22 protein-coding genes are annotated in these 22211 nt (G+C 65.7%); 11 read left to right on the top strand and 11 right to left on the bottom strand.

Features of this window, described 5'->3' with window-relative positions; genetic code table 11:
- Positions 1 to 17: 17 nt before the first annotated feature.
- On the bottom strand, positions 18 to 1031 hold the full coding sequence (locus tag C7I84_RS20040) for a LacI family DNA-binding transcriptional regulator (RefSeq protein WP_106773990.1): 1014 nt from the start codon (positions 1029 to 1031) through the stop codon (positions 18 to 20).
- Between the two features lie 368 nt (positions 1032 to 1399).
- Between C7I84_RS20040 and C7I84_RS20035 the strand changes: the two genes are divergently transcribed.
- The 3 genes from C7I84_RS20035 to C7I84_RS30965 are packed head-to-tail and all read left to right on the top strand — an operon-like array spanning position 1400 to position 3717.
- Positions 1400 to 2311 (top strand): tagatose-bisphosphate aldolase, encoded by a 912-nt coding sequence (locus C7I84_RS20035; RefSeq protein WP_106773989.1) that lies wholly within the window; start codon positions 1400 to 1402, stop codon positions 2309 to 2311.
- Positions 2312 to 2315: 4 nt separating this feature from the next.
- Positions 2316 to 3185: an ROK family protein gene (locus C7I84_RS30970; protein ID WP_342587172.1), complete on the top strand. Its 870-nt coding sequence runs from the start codon at positions 2316 to 2318 to the stop codon at positions 3183 to 3185.
- A 4-nt stretch (positions 3186 to 3189) separates the two neighbouring features.
- Complete coding sequence (locus C7I84_RS30965) at positions 3190 to 3717, top strand: P-loop nucleotide/nucleoside kinase family protein (protein WP_342587171.1); 528 nt, start codon at positions 3190 to 3192, stop codon at positions 3715 to 3717.
- Between the two features lie 3 nt (positions 3718 to 3720).
- On the opposite strand, the gene C7I84_RS20025 is transcribed toward C7I84_RS30965, so the two are convergent.
- The 7 genes from C7I84_RS20025 to C7I84_RS19995 all read right to left on the bottom strand — a co-directional run bounded on the left by C7I84_RS20025 (position 3721) and on the right by C7I84_RS19995 (position 10586).
- Complete coding sequence (locus tag C7I84_RS20025; RefSeq protein WP_106773988.1) at positions 3721 to 4782, bottom strand: ABC transporter ATP-binding protein; 1062 nt, start codon at positions 4780 to 4782, stop codon at positions 3721 to 3723.
- A gap of 10 nt (positions 4783 to 4792) precedes the next feature.
- Entirely contained in the window at positions 4793 to 5836 is a 1044-nt protein-coding gene (locus C7I84_RS20020) for an NAD(P)-dependent alcohol dehydrogenase (RefSeq protein ID WP_106773987.1), read from the bottom strand.
- A gap of 51 nt (positions 5837 to 5887) precedes the next feature.
- Positions 5888 to 6127: a DUF2160 family membrane protein gene (locus C7I84_RS20015; RefSeq protein WP_106773986.1), complete on the bottom strand. Its 240-nt coding sequence runs from the start codon at positions 6125 to 6127 to the stop codon at positions 5888 to 5890.
- 4 nt (positions 6128 to 6131) lie between these two features.
- Positions 6132 to 6968, bottom strand: coding sequence for a carbohydrate ABC transporter permease (locus C7I84_RS20010; protein ID WP_106773985.1), 837 nt, complete (start codon positions 6966 to 6968; stop codon positions 6132 to 6134).
- Entirely contained in the window at positions 6968 to 7849 is an 882-nt protein-coding gene (locus tag C7I84_RS20005; protein ID WP_106773984.1) for a carbohydrate ABC transporter permease, read from the bottom strand. The genes C7I84_RS20010 and C7I84_RS20005 overlap by 1 nt, the downstream gene beginning before the upstream one ends.
- Before the next feature lie 114 nt (positions 7850 to 7963).
- Positions 7964 to 9397 carry an extracellular solute-binding protein gene (locus tag C7I84_RS20000; RefSeq protein WP_106773983.1) on the bottom strand — a complete coding sequence of 478 codons (1434 nt, stop codon included), beginning with the start codon at positions 9395 to 9397 and terminating at the stop codon, positions 7964 to 7966.
- A 211-nt stretch (positions 9398 to 9608) separates the two neighbouring features.
- On the bottom strand, positions 9609 to 10586 hold the full coding sequence (locus C7I84_RS19995) for a helix-turn-helix domain-containing protein (protein WP_106773982.1): 978 nt from the start codon (positions 10584 to 10586) through the stop codon (positions 9609 to 9611).
- Positions 10587 to 10969: 383 nt separating this feature from the next.
- Here C7I84_RS19995 and C7I84_RS19990 point away from each other — a divergent pair, with 383 nt between their 5' ends.
- The 8 genes from C7I84_RS19990 to C7I84_RS19955 all read left to right on the top strand — a co-directional run bounded on the left by C7I84_RS19990 (position 10970) and on the right by C7I84_RS19955 (position 19209).
- Positions 10970 to 11854: a sugar phosphate isomerase/epimerase family protein gene (locus C7I84_RS19990; RefSeq protein WP_106773981.1), complete on the top strand. Its 885-nt coding sequence runs from the start codon at positions 10970 to 10972 to the stop codon at positions 11852 to 11854.
- 149 nt (positions 11855 to 12003) lie between these two features.
- Positions 12004 to 13218, top strand: a complete 1215-nt coding sequence (locus C7I84_RS19985) for an ROK family transcriptional regulator (RefSeq protein ID WP_106773980.1) — start codon at positions 12004 to 12006, stop codon at positions 13216 to 13218.
- 186 nt (positions 13219 to 13404) lie between these two features.
- Complete coding sequence (locus tag C7I84_RS19980; protein WP_106773979.1) at positions 13405 to 14403, top strand: tagatose kinase; 999 nt, start codon at positions 13405 to 13407, stop codon at positions 14401 to 14403.
- Positions 14400 to 15680, top strand: coding sequence for a D-tagatose-bisphosphate aldolase, class II, non-catalytic subunit (locus C7I84_RS19975; protein ID WP_106773978.1), 1281 nt, complete (start codon positions 14400 to 14402; stop codon positions 15678 to 15680). The genes C7I84_RS19980 and C7I84_RS19975 overlap by 4 nt, the downstream gene beginning before the upstream one ends.
- A 36-nt stretch (positions 15681 to 15716) precedes the next feature.
- A complete protein-coding gene (locus C7I84_RS19970; RefSeq protein ID WP_106773977.1) occupies positions 15717 to 16481 on the top strand; it encodes an SDR family NAD(P)-dependent oxidoreductase in 765 nt (254 codons plus the stop codon).
- 65 nt (positions 16482 to 16546) lie between these two features.
- Complete coding sequence (locus tag C7I84_RS19965) at positions 16547 to 17275, top strand: SDR family oxidoreductase (RefSeq protein ID WP_106773976.1); 729 nt, start codon at positions 16547 to 16549, stop codon at positions 17273 to 17275.
- A gap of 26 nt (positions 17276 to 17301) precedes the next feature.
- Entirely contained in the window at positions 17302 to 18075 is a 774-nt protein-coding gene (locus C7I84_RS19960; RefSeq protein ID WP_106773975.1) for an SDR family NAD(P)-dependent oxidoreductase, read from the top strand.
- 135 nt (positions 18076 to 18210) lie between these two features.
- A complete protein-coding gene (locus C7I84_RS19955; protein WP_106773974.1) occupies positions 18211 to 19209 on the top strand; it encodes a LacI family DNA-binding transcriptional regulator in 999 nt (332 codons plus the stop codon).
- A 5-nt stretch (positions 19210 to 19214) separates the two neighbouring features.
- Here the strand turns inward: C7I84_RS19955 and C7I84_RS19950 are convergent, their stop codons facing one another.
- The 3 genes from C7I84_RS19950 to C7I84_RS19940 form a co-directional block, all read right to left on the bottom strand.
- Complete coding sequence (locus tag C7I84_RS19950; RefSeq protein ID WP_106773973.1) at positions 19215 to 19955, bottom strand: ATP-binding cassette domain-containing protein; 741 nt, start codon at positions 19953 to 19955, stop codon at positions 19215 to 19217.
- Entirely contained in the window at positions 19948 to 21000 is a 1053-nt protein-coding gene (locus C7I84_RS19945; RefSeq protein ID WP_207771044.1) for an ABC transporter permease subunit, read from the bottom strand. Before C7I84_RS19945 ends, C7I84_RS19950 begins: the two co-directional genes overlap by 8 nt.
- Positions 21001 to 21069: 69 nt before the next feature.
- Positions 21070 to 22059, bottom strand: a complete 990-nt coding sequence (locus tag C7I84_RS19940) for an ABC transporter substrate-binding protein (RefSeq protein WP_106773972.1) — start codon at positions 22057 to 22059, stop codon at positions 21070 to 21072.
- Positions 22060 to 22211 lie beyond the last annotated feature (152 nt).

The raw sequence follows: 22211 nt of genomic DNA, 5'->3' as shown, positions 1-22211 counted from the left end.
CGCCGCCCCGCCGCGATTCACGCGGACTGGCGCATCACCAGAGTGGCGTCGAGAGCGAGCTTGCCGGCGGCCTTGCCATTGTCATCCTCCAGCAGCGACAGCAGCGTCTCGACGCCGCGGCCGGCCATGGCCGCAAAATCCTGCGCCATGGTGGTCAGCGCCGGGCAGGTGTAGCGGCTGAGCGGGTGGTCGTCATGCGCGGCGACACGCAGGTCGCAATCGCCCTTCCGCCCGACCTTGAGCCCGTGCGAGAAGGCGGCGGCCATGACGCCGAAGGCCAGCCGGTCATTGGCGCAGAGTAGGGTCTTCGGCAGCCCGCCTTTGGACAGCATCGCCTGCGTCTGCTCGTGGCCGATCCGCTCGAAATCCCAGGTGTAATCGCGTGTATTGCCGATCACTACAGGCTCGTGCCCCAGCCTTTCCATCGTGCCGACATAGCTTTGCAGCCGTTCCGGGGAGTTGTGGTTGACGTGCGGTATATCGAAATAGACGGGAGCGTCGCCGGACCGGCAGAGATAGTCGACCATGGTCGACACGCTTTGCGTGTTGTTGTTGCCGACGAAGGGCGTGTCGCCTTCGACAAAAGTGTCGAAATAGACGGTCGGTATCGTCCTGGTCAGCTTCTCGAGCACGCGTTGATCCGACCGCAGCCCCAGAGGGGCGACCAGCGCGCCCGAGACTTTCAGCGACAGCATGGTGCGGGTCGCCTCGACCTCCAGTTCGCGCGAGCCATGCGAAGAAATGACGATGGGCCAATAGCCATCGCCGCGCAAGCGCAGTTCGATGCGATTGACCATCTCGGAATAGAACGGGTCGGCGATGGTCGGCACGACGATGCCGATATTGCGGGTCTTCTTGCGGTTGAGGTTCCGGGCATAGAGATTGGGCTGGTAGTCCGACGAACGCAGCGCGGCCTCGATCCGCTCTCTGGTCGCCGGCTTGACGCTGGTCGGATCGTCGAAATATTTCGACAGCGTCGGCCGCGATACGCCGCAGGATTTCGCGAAATCCTCCATCGTCTTGTGCGTCATTGTTCGATAGCCCTGGACGCCCGCGTTGCCGAAACCATGGCGCTTAGATAGAGCGCGGTGACGAGAGGCCGCAAGGCAAAATTTTACACAAAACGTCGACGTCTTTGGTGCGTAGCCTAAAATCTTGTCATGCGTAAATTTGCTGAGTGCCACGGCCGCAAGTCGTACGACTCATACGAGTGTCGGTCGAGCGTCTCGTCCGTCCGCCGCGAGATGGAGTTCGCAGCCGATCGCAGCAGCGTTCCGAACTCTAACTTTACGCACGTTGGTTTCAATATTGACACGAGTAAATTTGTGACTGATTGTGCAGCCACTGCGCGGGGCCGCAAAGCCCCAAGCGTCCTTTCAAGCGAAACCGGGAAGTCGCCATGTCCGAAATGACCACCTCCGAACGCCGCGGCTACCAGCAGATATGCGGGGCGAACGGCGTGATCATGGCGATCGCCTGCGACCAGCGCGGCGGCATCCGCAAGCTGCTCGCCGCGACGCCCGAGGAAGAAGCGAAAATCACTGACGGCATGCTGGGCGACACCAAGGCCGACGTGGTGCGATATCTCGCCAGCCACGCGCCCTGCATATTGCTCGACGCGGTCTGCGCGGTGCCGCGCGTCGTCGACGAGGGCGTGCTGCCGCGCGACGTGGCGCTGCTCATCGGCCTCGACGCTTCCGGCTACGACACCGACGCAAACGGTTATTGGCTGTCGCGGCTTACGCCTGGCCTGACCGCGCGGCGTGTCCGCGAGCTGGGCGGCACGGGCGGCAAGATCATGGTTTATCTGCGCTCCGACCGGCCGGAGGCCAATCGCCACAACATGGCGATCATCGAGCAGTGCATCGCTGATTTCGCCCGCGAGGATCTGCTGCTGGTGGTGGAATTCCTGACCTACGCGCTGCCCGGCGAGGACAAGGCGGCCTATGCGGAAAAGTTTCCGTCGCTGATCGAGGGCGGCACGCGGCTTTGCCTCGATGCCGGTGCAAAAGTGCTGAAGCTGCCCTATCCCGGCAGTGAAGAGTCCTGCGCGGCGATCACCGCCATGTGCGGGTCGGTGCCCTGGTCGGTCCTGTCGGCCGGGGTAGATCACGAGACGTTTCTCGGCCAGGTCGAGATCGCCATGGCGAACGGCGCCGCGGGCGTCATCGCCGGACGCGCGCTGTGGAAGGACTGCGTCTCGCTCGACCGCGATCGCCAGCGCGAGCTGCTGGTGAGCCGGGCGGTGCCGCGGCTCAGGCAGATCCAGGCGGTGCTGGATCGCTATCCCCGCACCGGCGCGGCCGCCTGATCCCATGGCCACCGCGGTCGGCGTCGATGTCGGCGGAACCCGCATCCGCGCCGCGCGGATCGACGCGGCCGGTGCGGTGCTGGCCCGGCTGGAACAGCCGACGGCGGGCGCGCCGGAGCTGGTCTGCGCGCAGATAGAAGACCTCGTGCGCGCCCTCGACGATGCGACGGTGGACGCGGTCGGCATCGGCGTGCCGGGACGCGTCGACATCAGGCATAATCGCATGATGTCCGGCGGCTACGTCGATCTCTCCGGCATCGATCTCGGCAACATCCTCGGCAAAACCTTCGGTCGGCCGGTCGTGCTCGACAACGACGGCAACATGGCGCTTTTGGCCGAGCATGCCGTAGGTTCCGCCCGGTCGGCCGGAACGGCTGTCATGTTCACCATCGGCACCGGCATCGGCGGCGCCGTGCTTGCCGAGGGCAGGATCTTGCGGGGCAAGGCGGCGGCCGGCCAGCTCGGCCATCTGACCGTAGACAAGAACGGCGCGCGCTGCCTGTGCGGGCGGCGCGGCTGCGTCGAAACCACCAGCTCGGGCACGGCGCTGGCCGATCATCTGGCCGCCGCGGGGTTGCCGACGGCGACGTCCGTGGACCGGCTGCTCGAAGAGGCCCGCAAAGGATCGGAAGCAGCCAGGTCGGTGCTGGACGCCTGGGCCGGGCCGATGCGTTTCGCCGTTGACACGGCGATCGCCGCCCTCGACCCCGACGTGGTCGTGCTCGGCGGCGGGCTGGGAGCTGCCATGCACGAAGCCCTCGCGGAAATTCCGGTCGAGGCCGTATGGTATCGATGCCCGGTCGCGCCGGCCATGCTGGGCGACCGCGCCGGCGTCATCGGCGCCGGCCTGGCGGCCTTGAGCCGGCAAGGATAGCCCGATGAAGCGCGTGCTTCTGGTCAACGGCGTGCCGGCATCGGGAAAGAGCACCGTCGCCCGCGCGCTGGCCGACGCCGGCGGCTGGCCGCTGCTGACGCTCGACACGGTCAAGGAGGCGTTCTTCGCCCATCTCGGCACCGGCGACCGCGACTACAACCGCCTGCTCGGCAAGGCGAGCTACCAGGCGATTTTCGCGCTGATCGGCGATTTTCCGGAAGGCAGCACTACCGTCATCGACGCCTGGTTCGGCTTCCAGCCTGCTGCCGTGCTGAACACCCATCTGGAGAACGCGAAAGTCTCCCGCACCGCCGAAATATGGTGCCACGCGCCGCCTGCCGCGATCGGAAAACGCTACCGGTCGAGGCTGTCGTCGCGCCATGCCGGCCATCTTGGCGAGGCCTACGTGCCCGAGTTGATCGAGCTTGCCTGCCATGCGACGCCGCTCGGCACCTGGCCGCTGTTCAGCGTCGACACGACGCTGCCGCTGGACCTTGCGGCGCTGATGGACTGGGTCGCATCCCTCGACTGACCGCTACAGCCGCGCGCTGCTCTGGCGATCGAAGATGTGCACGCGGCTGGGGTCGATCCTCAGCCGGATCTCCTCGCCCGGACGAACCTTCAGCCTGGCCTTGACCACCGCGTCGATCGGATCCTCGCCGATCCTGGCGAAGATCTGGGTCTCCGAGCCGGTCGGCTCGAGCACGGAGACGGTCGCCGGCAATCCGTCGCCGTCGAGGTCGATGTGCTCGGGCCTGATGCCGTAGACGACCGGCCGGCCGCTTTCGGCGTTGACCCCGCTTACCGGCAGCACCGCGCCCGCGTCCGACACGAAGATCTGCCCGCCGTCGCGCGCATCGATCCGGCCCTTGATGAAGTTCATCGCCGGCGAGCCGATGAAGCCGGCGACGAAGACGTTGCCGGGGTTGTCGTAGAGGTCGAGCGGCGCGCCGACCTGCTCGACATGGCCGTCGCGCATCACCACGATCTTGTCGGCCATGGTCATCGCCTCGATCTGGTCGTGGGTGACGTAGACGATGGTCGTCCCGAGCCGCTGGTGCAGTTCCTTGATCTCGACGCGCATGGCGACCCTGAGCTTGGCGTCGAGGTTGGACAGCGGCTCGTCGAACAGGAACACCTGCGGGTCGCGCACGATGGCGCGGCCCATCGCCACGCGCTGCCGCTGCCCGCCGGAAAGCTGCCGCGGAAAACGGTCGAGCAGCTTGGTCAGGTCGAGGATCTCCGCCGCCTTGCGCACCTTGGCATCGATCTCCGCCCTTGGCCGGCCCTTGATCTTGAGGGAAAAGCCCATGTTGTCGGCGACGTTCTTGTGCGGGTAGAGCGCATAGTTCTGGAACACCATGGCGATGTCGCGGTCTTTCGGCGCGACATCGTTGACCACCTTGCCGCCGATGGCGATCTCGCCGTCCGAGATCGCCTCCAGCCCGGCGATCATGCGCAGCAGGGTGGACTTGCCGCAGCCGGACGGGCCGACGAGGATGACGAACTCCCCGTCGGCGATCTCGACGTCGACGCCGTGGATAACCTGCACGCTTCCGTAGCGCTTGACGACGTTTCTGACGCTGACACCGGCCATGTGGCTTCCTCTATTGCGGTAGTTCGATCTGCATCTTTACCTCGCCCTTCGGTGCCGACGCGGCGATCTCGAAGGCGCGAACGCTCTCCTCGAAGCCGAAGGTGCGGGTGATCAGCGGCTTCACGTCGATCGCGCCGGACGACAGCATGGCGACGCAGCGCGGGAAGACGTGGGCGTAGCGGAACACGTGCTCGACACGCGCCTCGCGCACCATCGCCTTGCCGACGTCGTAGGCGATCGGGTGCATCTGCACGCCGATGAAGACCACCCGGCCCGCCGGGCAGAGCGCGTCGAAGACCGCCTCGGCGGCGCGCGGGCTGCCGGCGCATTCGAAGACGATCTCGACGCCCCAGCCGTCGGTCGCGGTCAGGATCTCCTGGGTCAGATCCTGCCTTGAGACGTTGACCGGCGTGATCGTACCGAGCTTCGCCGCCAGCTCGAGCTTGCTGTCGTCGATGTCGGACACGAACACCTTGGCGCAGCCGGCGGCGAGCGCCGCCAGCGCAGTGACCAGGCCGATGGGCCCTGCGCCGATCACCAGGGCGACGTCGCCGGGCTTCACCTGAGCCTTGGTGGCGGCATGCACGCCGACGGCCAGCGGCTCGACCATCGCTGCCTCGGCGAAGGAGACGTTGTCGGGAAGCTTGAAGGTGAAGTTTTCCGGATGCACGACGGTCGGCCGCAGCACGCCGTGCACCGGCGGCGTCGCCCAGAAGCGCACGGCGGGATCGACATTGTAGAGGCCGAGGCGCGTCGCGCGGCTGTTGGGGTCGGGAATGCCGGGTTCCATGCAGACGCGGTCGCCGACCTTGAGGGTCGAAACCTCGCTTCCGGCTTCGATCACCGTGCCGGACGCCTCGTGGCCGAGGATCATCGGTGCCCGCACCTGGAAGATGCCGGCGCCGCCATGGGTATAGTAGTGGACGTCCGAGCCGCAGATGCCGACGGTGTGCAGCTTTATGCGCACGTCGCGCGGACCCAGCGTCTCCTCGCGCTCGATCGGGAAATCCCGCAGCGACAGTTTCAGCTTCTCTTCGAGGACCAGCGATTTCATGGTCGGGTATCCCTGCTTGTTCGGGGCGCGGCGCGCCCCGGTTTCCGTTTGCTATCCACGCCAGACGATCAGCGCTCCGAGCGCCAGCGCCAGAACATGGCAGACCGTGAGCGGTATGGCCTGCTCCAGAAAGCGCATCCACAACAATTCGAGCGCGACGAACAGGTAAATGCCTATGAACACGCGGTCGAACCAGTTGGTGACGATCGGCAGGAAGCCGGTGCGCTCCGGCGTGGCGGCGAGCGTACCGGCCTCTTCGTCGGCCTGGTCGAGGTCGGCGGCGTGCTTCATTATCCTACTCCTTGACCGCGCCGAAAGTCAGGCCGGCGACGATCTGGCGCTGCACCACCGAAAAGACGATCAGGGCCGGCACCAGGGTAATGATGGCGATCGACGCCATGGTGCCCCATTCGGTTCCGGTGGTGGTGACGTATTCCGACAGGCCGGTGGTGATGGTGCGGGCGTTGAAACTCGTCAGCGTCGCCGCCAACAGGAACTCGTTCCAGGCGAACACCCAGGTGAGGATGAGGGTGACGGCCAGGCCCGGCCGGGCCAGCGGGAAGATGACCTCGCGGATGACCTGCCAGGTCGAGGCGCCGTCGACCGTCGCCGCCTCGTCCAGCTCCTTCGGAATGGCGTCGATGGTCGGCCTCAGCGTCCAGATGGCGAAGGGCAGGTTGAAGGTGCAGTAGAGCAGGATCATGCCGATCTTGGTGTCGTAGAGCTTCCAGTCGCCGATCACGAAGACCTGCGTGAACAAGAGGAAGAACGGCAGCAGGAACACGGCGGCCGGCGCCATGCGGTTGGTGATCGTCCAGAAGAAGATGTTCTCCTTGCCGGCGAGATCGAAGCGCGACAGCGCGTAGCACGCCATGAAGGCGAGCGTGGTCACAAGCAGCGCGTTGCCGGACGAGATGACGATCGAGTTGTACATGTAGCGGCGCAGCGTGCTGTCGTTGAGCACCTTGACGTAGTTGTTCCAGTAGACCGTATCGAGCAGCACGCTCGGGGTGGTAAACAGCTCGACCGCCGGCTTCACCGAGATGACGAACAGCCAGTAGATCGGGAACAGCGTCAGCAGGCTGAGCAGGGTCCAGAGGAGGACGGTGAGATAAGGGCGGTCGGCGCGCATCAGCTTGGCCTCTTCCGGTCGCGGCGGGCGACAAGCCCGACATAGAGCAGCCAGCACATCACCAGGGTGAGATAGAGCACGATCACCGAGATGGCCGAGCCGTAGCCGTAGTCGGTCTTGGGGAAGACGAGCTTCCAGATGTGCAACCCGACATAGCGGGTTGCCGCGCCGGGGCCGCCGCCGGTCAGCATCCACACTTCGTCGACGGTGCGCAGCGCGTCCATGAGACGGATGAACACGGTCGCCAGGATCGCCGGGCGGATCATCGGCAGGGTGACGTGCCAGAAGATCTGCCAGCGGTTGGCGCCGTCGATCTGCGCCTGCTCGAAAGGCTCCTTGGGCAGCGACACCAGCGCGGCCAGCAGCGTCAGCGTCACCAGCGGAGTCCAGTGCCAGATATCCATGATGACGGTGATGACGAAGGCCGAGGTGGCGTCGCGGCCGATGTTGAGGTCGTAGCCGAACCAGTCGTTCAGCAGGTAGGGGATGATGCCGATGCTGGGCGTCGTCATCAGCCGCCACACCGATCCCACCACGATCGGCGCCACGATCAGCGGCAGCGTGTGGATGGTGCGGAAGAAACCCTTGCCGGGGGAATCCTTCATGAAGAGCTGCGCGAGCAGATAGCCGAGCGCGACCTCGCTGGCCACGGCGAAGAAGGCGAACTTCAGCGTGAACCAGACGGAGGTGAGAAATTCCGCGTCGAAGACCAGACGGCGGAAATTGTCGGCGCCGTTATAGATCATGTTCGGATTGGCACCGAACGGATTCCACTGGTGGAACGCGACGTAGAGGACGTAGAGAAAGGGCACGATGCCGAACACGGCCAGGATGAGAATCGTCGGGGCGAGGAGCAGCCAGCCCACCCTGTTTGATCGCATGAAACCACTCTCCTGGCGCCGGTCTGCCCGGCAGTTCCGCACGCCGCGTGGCGTCGGATGCGCATTCGGGCCGCCGCGCCCGGCGGCGGCCCGTGGAGTCCTTGGGAGGTTGGACTACTTGCGGTAACCGAGATTCTTCAGTTCGGCCTCGGCGGCCGCGGCCATCTGGTCGAGACCTTCGTCAGGCCCGACCTCGCCGGTCAGGATCCTGTAGAAGATCGGTGCGGTGGCCTCGCGCACTTGGGCGTGGAACGGATAGGGCGGAGCGCCGGCGAACAGCTTTCCCTGGTCCTTGAGCATGGTGTAGTAGCCGCCGAGCGTCTTATCCATTTCGATGACCTTTGGATCATCGTAGGTCGCCGTGTTGGTGATGCGTGGTGCCGCGACCGCCCAGTCGCCTTGGACGGAGTCCTGGCCGATATATTGCAGGAAGAGCAGGGCTGCTTCCTTGTTCTTGGAGGTGACCGGCAGGCCGAAGGCGCCGCCGTCATAGTAGCCGATATAACCCTTGCCGGCCTCGGCCTCCTCCATCACGCCTGGTTCCACCGGCGGCAGGGCCACGCCGACATTGCCGACCACCTTCGACTTCTCGGCGTCGGACGCGATCCAGGCGGCGTTCTCGCCGTAGACGAAACCTTGGGCGGCGCGCCCGGCGGCGAAGGTCGTGCCGACTTCGGTCCAGGTGCTGGCGGCCGATTCCGGCGGCGCGATGTCGCGCAGGTGCAGCCACCATTTCAGCGCGGTCTTGGCCTTGTCGCTGTTCATGGAGCCGCCCTCGGCGACGGAGGCGGCGTAGTTCTTCGATGCGTCGATGCCCCAATTGTAGACGCCGAAGGTCGGCGCGACGGATTCGAAGAACTCGTACCAGGACGCGGGGTGGCCGGTATGCGCCTGGGCGGTCGAGCCCCAGATTTCCTTGCCGTTGTCCTTGCCCCACTTGGTGAAGAACTCGGCGATCTGCGTGTAGTCCTCATGGGTCTTGGCGGGGGCCAGGTCCTTGCCGGTCTCCTTCTTGAAGGCCTCCTTGATCGCCGGATCGTTGAACAGGTCCGTGCGGTAGAGGTAGAGCTTGATGAAGGCTTCCATCGGGATGCCGAACAGGTCGCCGTCGGCATTCTTGAAGTAGTTGGCGAAGGTGGTGAAGCGGCTTTCGTCGAAGTCCGGCGCCTTGAGCGACGGGTCGTCCTTCAGCGACTTCGTGATGTCGACGAGGAAGTCGCGGGCAAGATAGGCGTAGATGATGTCCTGCTCGATATAGACCATGTCATAGATGCCGGTCTTGGCTTCCATGTCCTTGATGGCCTTATCGTACATCTGGTCCCAGGACGTCGTTTCGATCTCGACCTTGATGCCGGTCGCCTTCTCGAAGGCGGGGGCAAGCACGTCCTTGATGTAGTTGGACGGCGGCGTGCTCTCGGTCACGCCGTGCAGCGTCACGCCCTGGTATTTCGCGCCGGCGTCCGACCAGAAGTCGGCCATGGCCGGTGCCGCGGTCGCGAGCAGGCCCGCCGCCAGTGCGGCGACAATCGTTCCACTTCGTCTGAACATACACTCCTCCTGTGTTTTCCAGCGCTCGCGGCGGGTCGCCGCCAAGCTCATTCCCCACGCCGGATTGTTCTTCAGCGTCTTGGAAAGCCCGGCCGCACGGCTCCTCCCGGCGTTCGAGCATTCGTTCCGCATTTACCCGATCGTTGCGGCGGTCTTCCGTCGCGCCGATCCGGTAGCGTCCATCGAGCTTATGGACCGGCGGCCGGCGCCGCTACGCGCGGTTTGAAGCCGATCTATACTTTTCCGCCGGCTGCCGTTCTTCCAGGCGATAGGCGCCGATGTCTCGGAAGGGGTCGGCGCGGGCCAGCGTTCCGATCATATGGGCGTTGCGGCGGTAGTCGGACGGCGTGCGGCCGCAGATCTTGAAGAACTGCCTGTTGAAATTGGCGACGTTGTTGAAGCCGACGGCGAAGCAGATGTCGGTAATCGGCTGGTAGGTCTGGATCAGCAGCGAGCAGGCGGCGTAGATGCGCGCAAGGATCACGTAGCGCGCGAAGGTGTGCCCGGTGTGTCGCTTGAAGAAGCGGGAGAAGGCCTGCGGTTCCAGCCCGCACAGCCTGGCCACGGAGGCGAGGTCGATCGCCTCGCTGTAGTGCTCCAGCACATGCCGCATGGCGACATCGAGTTCCGGAGGAAGCTCGAGCCGCGCCGCCGCCGGCGCGAGCCGCGAAAGCCGCCGCCGTTCGGCGGGATTGCGGGAAAGCGCGATCATGAGCTGGAGGAACAGGACCACGCGGTCCGCACCGCGCGCCGAGCCGATCTGGGCCAGGAGCCGCTGCCCTGCCACCGCCGTCGCGCCGGTGAACTCCACCCCATGGACGGCGTCGTCATACAGCTCCCGGATGGAGCCGAGCTCCGGGCAGAAGCCGGTGACGCGATTTGCCCATTCGGCGCTGAACTGGATGAGCATGTCGCGGTTGCGGATCAGCGTGCCCGGCTCGATGTCGCTGACCCAGTTATGCGGGACGTTGGGCCCGGTCAGGACCAGGCAGCCCGGCTCGAACTCGCCGATGTGATCGCCGACCATCATGACGCCGGACGTGGCGCGGGTCAGATGCAGTTCGTATTCCGGGTGATAGTGCCATTTCGCCTTGTGGAACGGGTAGTCGTGCATGTTCCACCGGAAGGATTCGGCGGGCGGGCATATGATCATCTCGAAATCCGGAACGATCCTCGGATCGGCCTTCATGAAACGGCTCCTCTCCCCGTAACACAGCCATCGGGCTCACTCTGCTCCGTATTCTCTGCTGCAGGCACTGGCGAAGGCTCCTCTTCCTTTCGCGAGGCCTAGTGCAATCCCGGGCGCGTCCTTCCTATATGTTGTTTAACAGGACAAATTAGAGCTTCTCTCGGGCATGTCAATTGAAAACATGGCTCGCCAGCACGAGGCGTCGGAGCCCTCTGTCGGAAGTAGGTAGCCCGCAATTGCGCTCCTGGCGTCATCGGGACGTCATGCTCCCACGAGGACCGAGTTCGTGCCGATGCGGTTCCGCGAGGCCTTGACATCGGGCTGCTTCGGCTATTTTGTCGCGTAACCCAACATATATAGGCAGACTTACCCGGGAGGGGATCATGCGCAGACTGGGGATTCATTCGTTCGTCTGGACGGGCGGCGGCACGCAGGCGATGCTCGAGGAGGCCATGGAGAACTCGGCGGCCTGCGGCTACCGCCTTATCGAGTTCGCCTATCTGCGGCCCGAGAAATTCGACCTGGACAGGCTGGCGAAACGCGCCCAAGCCCTCGATCTGGAGATCGCGGTGACCATGGGACTCCCCCCGAGCGCCGACGTCTCCAGCGAGGACAAGGCGGTGGTTCAGGCGGGCGAGCGGCTTCTGGCCGATGCCGTCGCTGCGGTCAGGGATGTGGGCGGCACAAAACTCGGCGGCATTCTCTATTCGGCGCATACGAAATATTCGACCATGCCGACCGACCGCGGGCGCAAGAACAGCGTCGCGGCTATCGCCGGGACGTCCGATGTGGCCAAGGCCGCCGGCGTCGACCTGGTGCTCGAGGTGGTCAACCGGTTCGAGACCAATCTCCTCAATACCACCGCGCAGGGCCTCGACTTCATCGCCGCGACAGGGTCCGATCATGTCAGGCTGCACCTCGACACCTTCCACATGAACATCGAGGAGGCCAATCCTGCGGCGGCGATCCGCCTGGCCGGCGACAAGATCGGTTATTTCCACATCGGCGAGAGCAATCGCGGCTATCTCGGCGACGGCACCATCGATTTCGACCGCATCTTCGACGCGCTGCTGGACATCGGCTACGCCCGCGACATCACCTTCGAATCCTTCTCCAGCAAGGTGGTGGACGAAGCCCTGTCGCTCGCCTGCGCGATCTGGCGCGATACCTGGACCGACAACATGCCGCTCGCCCGGCACGCCAAATCCTTCATCGACTTGAAGATGGACGAGGCGGTGCGGCGGCGGGCAACCAATGCCCGCCCGTAGATGGCAGTCATGCCGGCCCCGGCGAGGACGCGCATAGCCGGCGAAGTCGGCTGGTCGGGCGCCGGTTGCTGGCGTCGGATACGGCGTGTATCCCGAGCCGGCCCGCCATGGCCTCGCCGGAGCGGCGCGGGCAGCCTGGGGAGCCTTCCGTGAACGATCCGGCGCTGACCGCCAACTCGCCGCGCAGAATCCGGCAGAGCAACGAAGTCGCCGTGCTTCGGGCGCTTCACCAGTCGGGGCGCCTCAGCCGCGCCGATCTGGCGCGTCGGCTTCACCTCAACCGCTCCTCGTCGGGCCACATCATCGCCGGTCTGACCGCCGACGGCCTCGTCCGCGAGGCGGACGAGGCCGCGCCGGGCGAGGCAGGCCGCGCCAGGGCAGGCCGGCCCGGCATCATGCTCGAACTGGTGCCCGAGGCAATCTGTTTCCTCGGCGTCGAGATCGGCGTCGAGCATATCAGCACCGTGGAGATCGATCTCGGCGCGAGGATCGTTTCGACCGGCTTCGAGCCATTCGACGGGCCGAACACCAGCGTCGAGGCGGCGGTGGAGCGCGCCGTGGCGCTAGCGCTCAACTCCATACCGTCCGAGAGACTGGCACGCTGCGAAGGTTTCGGCGTGTCCATTCCCGCGCATATGGACAAGAGCGGCTTCGTTCGTCTCGCGCCGCTGCTTGGCTGGCGTGATGTCAATGTCGCGGCGATGGTGCGCGAGATGCTGCCTATCCGCGTCCCGGTCATGGCCGAGAATGATGCCAACGCCTTTGCCCTCGGGGCCACTCACGGCCGCAACGAGGCGCATGCCGGCGTCACCCTCTTCCTTGTCATGGAAAGCGGTGTCGGCGGCGGCATCGTCATCGACGGCAGCGTCTTCCGGGGCGGCGGCGGATTGGCCGGCGAGATCGGGCATCTGCCGATGAACGGTCCTCAGGAACCACGGCGCACCCTCGAACAGATGATCGGCCTGAAGCAGATCATGACCGAGTACCGCAAGGCGAGCGGCCGGGCCGATCCGAGCTTCGCGACCTTCCTCGACGACGTCCGCGACCGGCTGCCGAGCGCCGTGGCGATCGCCGAGGATTGGGCGCGCGCCCTTGCGGTCGGCGTCGTCCATGCATGCCGCATCATCGACCCCAGCCATATCGTGCTCGGCGGCTCGGTGGCGGCGCTCTACCCGCTGATGGCGGCGCGGGTGGCGGCACACATACAGGCAATCCAGGAGCCCAGCTTCCCGATGCCGTCGATCGTTGTGAACGACGAGGGCACCGTCGGCTCGGCTTTCGGCGCCGCCTGCATGCTGCACCAACGCTATCTGTCGATGGAAAGCCGTCGCTTCAGCGAAGGCGGCGCGGAGGACAGCGACTGAGCGTGTTCGCAGCGCCAGGCAATATGTTGTGCAATGCTGCAATCTCAACTATCGTGACTTCCGGAGGAGTGTCAGAGGCATCGCTGATGTGACCGCGCCGGCCCGTGCATGCCGATCGCAGCATCGGGCGCCGAGGCCGGGTCGCGCATGGCACGCGCTCCCGAAGTCCAACCAGAGTACCGTGCAATGCCCGTAGCTTCGATCGAAACCCGGACCAGACTGGCGCCCGATGCGCTGGGGCCCACCATCGTGGTCGGCGAGATCCTGGTCGAGATCATGGCGCGCACGCGTGGCGTCGGCTTTCTCGAGCCGATCGACCTGATCGGCCCCTTTCCCAGCGGGGCGCCGGCGATCTTCATCGACCAGTGCGCCAAAATCGGTGGCGCTGCCGGCATCATCGCCTCGGTCGGCGACGATGATTTCGGCCGCCTCAACGTCGAGCGGCTGCGCCGCGACGGCGCCGACGTGTCGGCCATCTCGGTCAGCCCCGATTACCCGACCGGCAGCGCCTTCGTCCGTTACCGTGCCGACGGCTCGCGCGACTTCGTCTACAACATAGCCAAGTCCGCGGCGGGGCTGCTGGCGTTGACGGCGGACGCCAAAGCCATGATCGCGCGCGCCGGCCATCTGCATGTGATGGGCACGGCGCTCGCCATTCCCGAGGTCTGGGCGATCCTCGATCATGCGATAGGCATCATCAAGGGGCGCGGCGGCAGCATCTCGCTCGATCCGAACCTGCGCAAGGAACTGCTCGGCGGTCAGACCGAGGAGCGTTTCGCAAGGCTGATCGACGTGGCCGATCTGCTGCTGCCCTCCGGCGACGAGTTGTTCGTCGCGGGCAAGGCCGACGGCGAGGCTGCGGCGACGGCGGCGCTGTTCGGCCGCGCCGTCACCGAAATAGCGCTGAAGCGCGGCGAGGGCGGCTCCACCTTCTTCGGCGCCGACGGCTCGCGCATCGATTGCCAGGCTTTCGCGGTTGACGAGGTCGATCCGACGGGGGCCGGCGACTGTTTCGGCGGTGCCTATGTCGCCTCCCGGCGGCTCGGCATGCCGGCTGCCATGGCGCTGGAATACGCGAACGCCGCCGGCGCCCGCAACGTCGCGGTGCTAGGCCCCATGGAGGGCGCCGGCTCGCGCCGGGAACTCGATGCCTTCATCGCGACCACGCCGAGGCATGGAGTATGACGCTGCTCATGGACCTGGCTGCGGCGCGCCGCGGCAACTCACCGCGGGGGATCACCTCGGTCTGCTCGGCGCATCCGCTGGTGATCCGCGCCGCGGCGCGTAATGCGGCAAAGCATGGCGACACGCTGCTGATCGAGGCGACCTGCAACCAGGTCAACCAGTTCGGCGGCTATACCGGCATGCAGCCGGCGGATTTCGTCGCGCTGGTAGACCGCATCGCCAGGGAAGAGCGGCTTCCCGGCGAGCGCATCATCTTCGGCGGCGACCATCTCGGTCCCAATCCCTGGCGCAAGGAAAGCGCCGATGTCGCCATGCACAAGGCCGAGGCCATGGTCGCCGCCTATGTCGCGGCCGGCTTCCGAAAATTCCATCTCGACGCCTCGATGGGCTGCGCCGGCGAGCCGGCCGCACTCGATGACGCCACGACGGCGGCGCGCGCCGCGCGCCTGGCCCGGGCAGCCGAGGCAGCCGCGATTTCGGCGGGAGGTCCGGCACCCGTCTACATCATCGGCACCGAGGTGCCACCACCCGGCGGCGCCGACCATGCGATCGCCAAGCTCGAGCCGACCGATCCTGCCGCGGCGCGCCAGACGATCGAAATCCATCACAAGGTGTTCGTCGAGAACGGTCTGGAGCAGGCGTTTTCCCGCGTCATCGCGCTGGTGGTGCAGCCCGGCGTCGAGTTCGGCAACGAGAACGTCGTGCTCTACGACCGCGCGAAGGCCGCGGGCCTGACACGCCTGCTCGACGAGGTTACGCAATTCGTCTACGAGGCGCATTCCACCGACTACCAGGGGCGCACCGCCCTGCGGCAACTGGTCGAAGACGGCTTTCCCATTCTCAAGGTCGGTCCGGAATTGACGTTCGTGCTGCGCGAGGCGCTGTACGGGCTCGACCTCGTCGCCACCGATCTGCTGCCGGACTATGGCGACCGGCCGCTCTGCCAAGCCATGGAGCGGCTGATGCTTGCCCAGCCGGGCTATTGGCAGGGGCACTATCACGGCTCGCCGGCCGAGCAGCGGCTGCAGCGCCACTACTCATTCTCGGATCGTATCCGCTACTACTGGAACCAGCCCGAGGCGGAAGCCGCGGTCGCGCGCCTGCTGGAGGCCTTGCGTGGAAAGAGTGTGCCGGCGACGCTGATGCGGCAGCATCTTGCCTCGTTCGAAGTTTTTGCCGGTGTGGCGCTCGATCCGGAAAAGCTGCTGGTCGCCGCCGTTCAGCGCTCGCTCGATGACTACCGCTTCGCCGCGACCGGCGAGGCGGAGGCGGCCTGACGCGCCGCCGGGATGCACGAACAAGAGGAGGAAAAAATGTCGCTCAACCAATTTCGGCTGGATGGAAAAGTCGCCCTGATCACCGGCGGCAACAGAGGCATCGGCCTGGCGGTCGCGGAGATATTCGGGGAGGCTGGTGCGAAATCGGTCCTCACGGCGCGTCGCGACAATCCCGATGCGGACGAGATACTGACGAAGAAGGGTTACGACTACGATTTCGTGTCCGGCGACGCGACTGACCCGGAAACGCCGGAAAGGCTCGTCCGGCATACCATCGCAAAATACGGACGCATCGACATCTTGGTCAACAATGCGGGCGTCGCCGTTCATGGCGATACGCCCGAATTCAGCGACGAGAAGCTGGAAAAGATCATTTCGACCAATGTCGTCCAGGTGTTCCGGTTCTCGCGCGCGGCGCTGCCGGCTATGCGCGAGCAGGGTGGCGGGGTCATCCTCAACGTCGGGTCGATGTCGGGGCTGGCGTCCAATGTTCCGCAGAACCAGGTCGCGTATAACAGCTCGAAGGCGGCCGTGCACATGATGACCAAGAGCCTTGCCAGCGAATTTGCCGCCGAGGGCATCCGCGTGAATGCCGTGGCGCCCGGCTACATCGACACCGACATGTCGCGCGGCGGCTTCAGCAATCCCGATTGGGACCCGGTCTGGCGGCGCATGACCCCGATGGGACGCTATGGCCAGCCCGAGGAAGTGGCCAACTGCGTGCTGTTCCTGTGCTCGCCCGCGTCGAGCTACGTCACCGGCGCGGTGCTGCTCATCGATGGCGGTTATCTCACCCGCTAGGGCAGCCCGCTCGCCAAGTGCAGCAAGGTAGATCCGGCAGGGTCGATCATGAGTGGAGGACGAAGATGAGCGGACAACTTTCGGGAAAGGTCGTGGCAATCACCGGCGCGGCTTCGGGCATCGGCTTGGCCTGCGTGCGTGGCTGCCTCGATGCCGGCGCCAAAGTGGTGTTGGTCGACTATGCCGAGGACAAGCTGCGCGACCTGGCTGCCGAACTCGGCCCCGACGCGATCCCGCTCAGGATCGATCTCACCGATCCGGCGAGCGTGGCCACTATGCTGCCGGGCATCCTGCAGAAGGCCGGGCGCCTTGACGCGTTTCACGCCAATGCCGGCGCCTATATCGGCGGCGACGTCGTCGACGGTGATCCCGATGCCTGGGACCGCATGCTGACACTCAACGTCAATGCGGTGTTCCGCACCATCCACGCCGTGCTTCCGCACATGATTGAAAGAGGAGAGGGCGACATCGTGGTCACCAGCTCGGTCGCCGGCCATACCGCGGTCCCCTGGGAGCCGATCTACACCGCCTCCAAGCACGCGGTCCAGGCGTTCGTCCATGCGCTGCGGCGGCAGGTCGCCAAGCACAACATCCGCGTCGGCGCCATCGCGCCAGGGCCGGTGCTGACCCCGCTGGTCGCCAATTGGCCCAAGGAAAACCTCGACCGGGCGATCGCGGCCGGCAACCTGTTCGACCCGAAGGAGATCGCGGAGGTGCTGGTGTTCATGCTGACGCGCTCGCGCACGGTGACGATCCGCGACATCGTCATTCTTCCACGAAACTTCGACATCTGAACGGCATCGGAATCAGGGAGGACGGCATGTATCAGAAGCGTTTCAGGACGGAGGGCGACGTCGCGGTGGTGACGGGCGGCGGGCGCGGCATTGGCCTGTGCAGCGCCGAGGCACTGGCCGAATCCGGGGCGCGGGTGGTCATCGTCGAGCGCGACGAAACGGTCGGTCGGGCAGGCCTCGAGGCGCTGCTTGCGGCCGGCCATCAGGCCGAGCTGATCGTCGGCGACGTCACCTCCTCGGCGCGGATGACCGAGATCGCCGACGAACTGGCGGCGCGCGGCAAGGCCGCCTCGATCCTCATCAACAATGCCGGCATCGGCCGCGGCGGCGTGCCGTCGCAGGATGTCGGCGATGCCGAATGGCTCGAGACGATGGACGTCAACGTCAACGGCGTGTTCTGGTGCTCGCGCGCCTTCGGCCGCCACATGATCGCGGCCGGCCGTGGCTCGATCGTCAATCTCGGCTCGATGTCTGGCACCATCGCCAACCGGCCGCAGCCGCAGACCCCCTACAACGTATCGAAGGCGGCGGTGCACCACATGACGCGGTCGATGGCGGCGGAATGGGCGCCGCACGGCGTGCGCGTCAACGCGGTCGCGCCCACCTATATCGAGACGCTGATGGTCACGGCCAATCCGGAAAACGCCAAGCGCATGGAAGCGTGGCTGCACGACACGCCCATGGGGCGGATGGGCCAGGCCTTCGAAGTCGCCAGCGCTGTGCTTTTCCTGGCGTCCGAGGCGTCGAGCCTGATGACTGGCGCCATCGTTCCCGTCGACGCGGGCTATACCTGCTGGTGACAGGGGAAACTTCAATCGGCGAGCATCAAAGTTTACACCCGTAAACTAATTCCGACCGTTGTAAACTTACGACCCGGCTGTTAGTCAAGTGAGACAGCCGGAATCGCCGCATTGCAGTCGAAGAAGATCGGTACGATGGAAGAATTCGCGCGGGCGGTCGGCCTGTCGCGGCCGACCGTTTCGAAATTCTTCCACGACCCGATGTCCGTCCGCCCCAAGACACGGGCGAGGATCGAGGCAGTCCTGCAGAAGTCGGGCTTCCGACCCAACCTGTTTGCCGTGAACCTCAACCGGCGCAGGTCCAAGATCATCGGACTGATCATCCCCGATCCGACCGACCCGTTCTACATGACGCTGGCGCAGCGCGTGGAGACCGAGGCGACCGACGCAGGCTATCTGGCGCTGGTGCTGAGTTCCAACGGACGCCCGGAGATCGAGGCGCGCGCCATCGAGACGATCACCGCGCTCAACGTCGCCGGCGCGCTGATCGCGCCGCTGGGCGAGACGTCGCACCATGCCCGGCTGAAGAGCCTGGCGCGGGAGACGCCGCTGATCTTCGTCGACGCTCCGCTCGATGAGGATGGCCCGTTCGTCGGCACCAACAACCACCAGACCATTCCGCTCATCACCGAATATCTGTGCCGGTCGGGCGAGCCGCCGACCTATCTCGAAATGCCGCGCACCAACAGGAACTCCTCGGACCGGCGGGCCGCCTATACGGCGACGATGGAGCGGCTCGGGCTGCAGCCGCGCTATGCCGGCCTGTCGCCGTCGGACTGGGACTTCGAGAAGGTGGCCTTCGAGGAGACGGCGCGCATCCTGCGCGAGGGCGGTTTCGCGACCCGCACCGTGCTCTGCCCTAACGACCGGATGGCGCTCGGGGTGATGGCCGCCATGTACGAGGCGGGGCTGAAGGTCGGCTACGGTCCGGACTGCGACTACCGTGTCGCCGGCCACGACAACCAGCGTTTTAGCGCCTACACCTCGCCGCCGCTGACGACCGTCGCGCAGGATTGCGACGAGATGGGGCGAGTGGCCGTGCGCATGCTGCTCGACCATATCGCCGGCGACGGTGCGGCCGCCGGCGACAGGATTCTGCTGACCGGCGCCCTGGTGCTGCGCAAGTCGGCCTGACGGAACTATTTGCCCACCATCAGCCTGACGATCTCATCGCCCGTGGTCTCGCCCGGGATGCGCTCGCCGGCGTTCTCGCCGCGCCGGAACACGACGATCCGGTCGGCAACCTCGAAGATGTCGCGCAGATTGTGCGAGATGAAGATGATGCCCTTGCCCTGCGCCTTCAGCGACTGGATCAGCGAGATCACCTTGCGCTGCTCCGGGACACCCAGCGCCGCCGTCGGCTCGTCCATGATCACCAGCCGCGCGTTCCAGTACATGGCCCGGCCGATCGCCACCGCCTGCCGCTGGCCGCCGGAAAAAGCCGAAACCGGCGCATCGAGGCGGCTGACGTGGAAATCCAGCTTTTCCATCGTTACCCTCGCTGCCTCGGCCATCATCTTGCGGTCGATGACGGGGAGGAAGCCGAACAGCCGGGTCATCGGCTCGCGGCCGAGGAAGATGTTGGCGCCGATCGACAGATTGTCGGCGAGCGCGAGGTCCTGGTAGATCGTCTCGATGCCGTTTTCGCGGGCCTCCTGCGGGCTGGAGAAGGCGATGCGCCGGCCGTCCAGCTCTATGTCGCCCTCGTCGTAGCGGAACACGCCCGAAATCGCCTTGATCACCGTCGACTTGCCGGCGCCGTTGTCGCCGGCGAGCGCCACCACCTCGCCCGGATGGATGTCGAACGAGACCTTGTTGAGGGCCTGCACGCCGCCGAAATGTTTCGAGACGTTGCGGACGGAAAGGATGGTTTCACTCAACCTGGCGTCCTCCGGTGAAGCGGCGCTGCGTCTGGTCGACCAGCACGGAGATGATGATGACGGTGCCGACGGCGATGAACTGCCAGAACGGCTCGACGTTGATGAAGACCAGGCCGTACTGGATGACGGCGATGACCAGCGCACCGGCGACGGTGCCCAGGATGGTGCCGGAGCCGCCGAACAGGCTTGCGCCGCCGATCACCACGGCGGCGATCGAATCGAGCAGCAGCGGCTCGCCGGCCTGCGCCGCACCTGCCGAGAAGCGCCCGGTGTAGAGCACGCCCGCCACCCCTGCCATGATGCCGGACAGCAGGTAGATCTTCATCGTCAGCTTCTTGACGTTGATGCCGGCCCGCCGCGCCGCAGCCTGGCTGGCGCCCATGGCGTAGGTGTGCTGGCCGAAGCGCGTCTGCGACAGCAGGTAGTGCATGATCAGGCAGGCGATCGCCACCAGGATCACCAGAACGGGTATGCCCAGCACCCGGCCGTTGCCGATGGTGCTGTACCACGAGTTGCTGACCGAGATGGTCATGCCGCCCGCGAAGAGGTAGGCGGCGCCGCGCGCCACGCCGTACATGCCGAGCGTGCCGATGAAGGGCGGCACCTTGAGATGCGCGATCAGCCAGCCGTTGACGAGGCCGGGGATGATCGTCATGGCGATGCCTGTGAGCATGCCGACGAGCATGGCCGCCAGCGGCGGCAGGCCGAGCTGCAGGGCGGCATAGTTGGCGACATGCGCGGCGATCACCGACGCCAGGCCCATGACGAAGCCGAGCGACAGGTCGATGCCGGCCGAGATGATGACGAAGGTCTGGCCGAGCGCCAGCAGCAGCGGCGCGGTCGCGAACACCGAGATCGACTGCAGATTGTAGGTGTTGAGGATGAAGCTCACGCCGTAGGCGGAGCGTGACCAGACTTCGAAGAAGGCGATGAGGACGACGAGGAACAGCCATGCCCGCATATCGGCGATGCGCATGAGCAGCGAGCGTCTGGGCATGTAGATGCCGGACTTGCCGGTGGGGACGACGGTTTCGGGAGCGGTCATTTCACTTTCCCTGGAGCGCGGATGGAACGACCGCCGCGCACCGGCGGCGGTCGTTCGGCGAAGGGAAGGTTATGAGCTCTTGTAGAGGTATCTGCTGACGTTCGGATCGTCGATATTGGCGGCTGTCATTACGGTGAAGCCGGTTCCGATATGGGTCGGGACGGGATTTCCGGTGGCGTGGGCATAGGCGGCCATGAAGCCGAAATAGCCGATTTCCGCCGGATGCTGGGCAATCGTCAGCTCGAAGGTTCCGTCCTTGAGCTGGGCGACGATGGATTCCGGCGCGTCGAAGCCGGCCATCTTCACCTTGCCGGCGACGCCGGCCTGCTTGGCGCCGTTGGCGGTGCCGCCCGCCGAGAACAGGTTGGCGCCGAAGACGCCGGCGAGATCCGGCACGCGGCCGAGCACCGCCTGGAACTGTGCCGCCGCCTTGTTGGCGTCGTCGTCGTTGAACTGCGTCTCCAGCACCTCGATGTCCTTGTGCTGGGCGATCTCGAGCTTGAAGCCCTCTTCGCGCTGGTCGGTGGTCGAGATGCCCGGCTTCACGTTGGAGACGTAGACCTTGCCCTTCTCGCCGATCGCCGCGGCCAGCGCGCGCGCCGCCATGCGGCCGCCGAGCACGTTGTCGGAGGCGACGTAGGAGATCGGGAAATCCGCATCGCCGGCGCCGGTCTGGAAGACGCCGCTGCCGATGAAGGTATCGACGCAGACCACCGCGATGCCGGCGTCATGCGCCTTGCGCAGCGGCTCGATCATCTGGGTCTTGTCGTTGGGCGCGATCAGGATGGCGGCCGGCTTCTTGGCGATGACGGCGTCCAGGATCGGCACCTGCAGCGACACGTTCCATTCCGCCGCGCCCTGGTAGATCAGTTGCGCGCCGACCGCCTCGGCCGCCGCCTGCGCCCCCTTGTGCATGGTCACGTAGAAGCCGTCGGCGGTGAGGCCGGGGATCAGCGCGATGGTCGGCTTGTCCTGGGCCGCGGCGCGGCCGGTGGTCAGGATCGCCGGCGCGGCAAGGCCGGCGGCTCCCATGAATTTGACGAATGAACGACGTTCCATTTGCAGGTTCTCCTCCCTGATGCAAACGATCGGGACAAGGCCAAGGCAGGCCGTCCCGTGAACGAGGATTGCAATATTCTTGATCCTCGTCAACTCTGTTTTTTACATGCGTAAACTATCGGTCGCCGGGCCTGACGCCCGTCGCGACGGCC

The organism is Kumtagia ephedrae (assembly GCF_003012745.1).
GTDB lineage: Bacteria > Pseudomonadota > Alphaproteobacteria > Rhizobiales > Rhizobiaceae > Kumtagia > Kumtagia ephedrae.
Note: the sequence above shows the minus strand (reverse complement) of the source record. Positions and strands in the feature narration are given on the sequence as shown.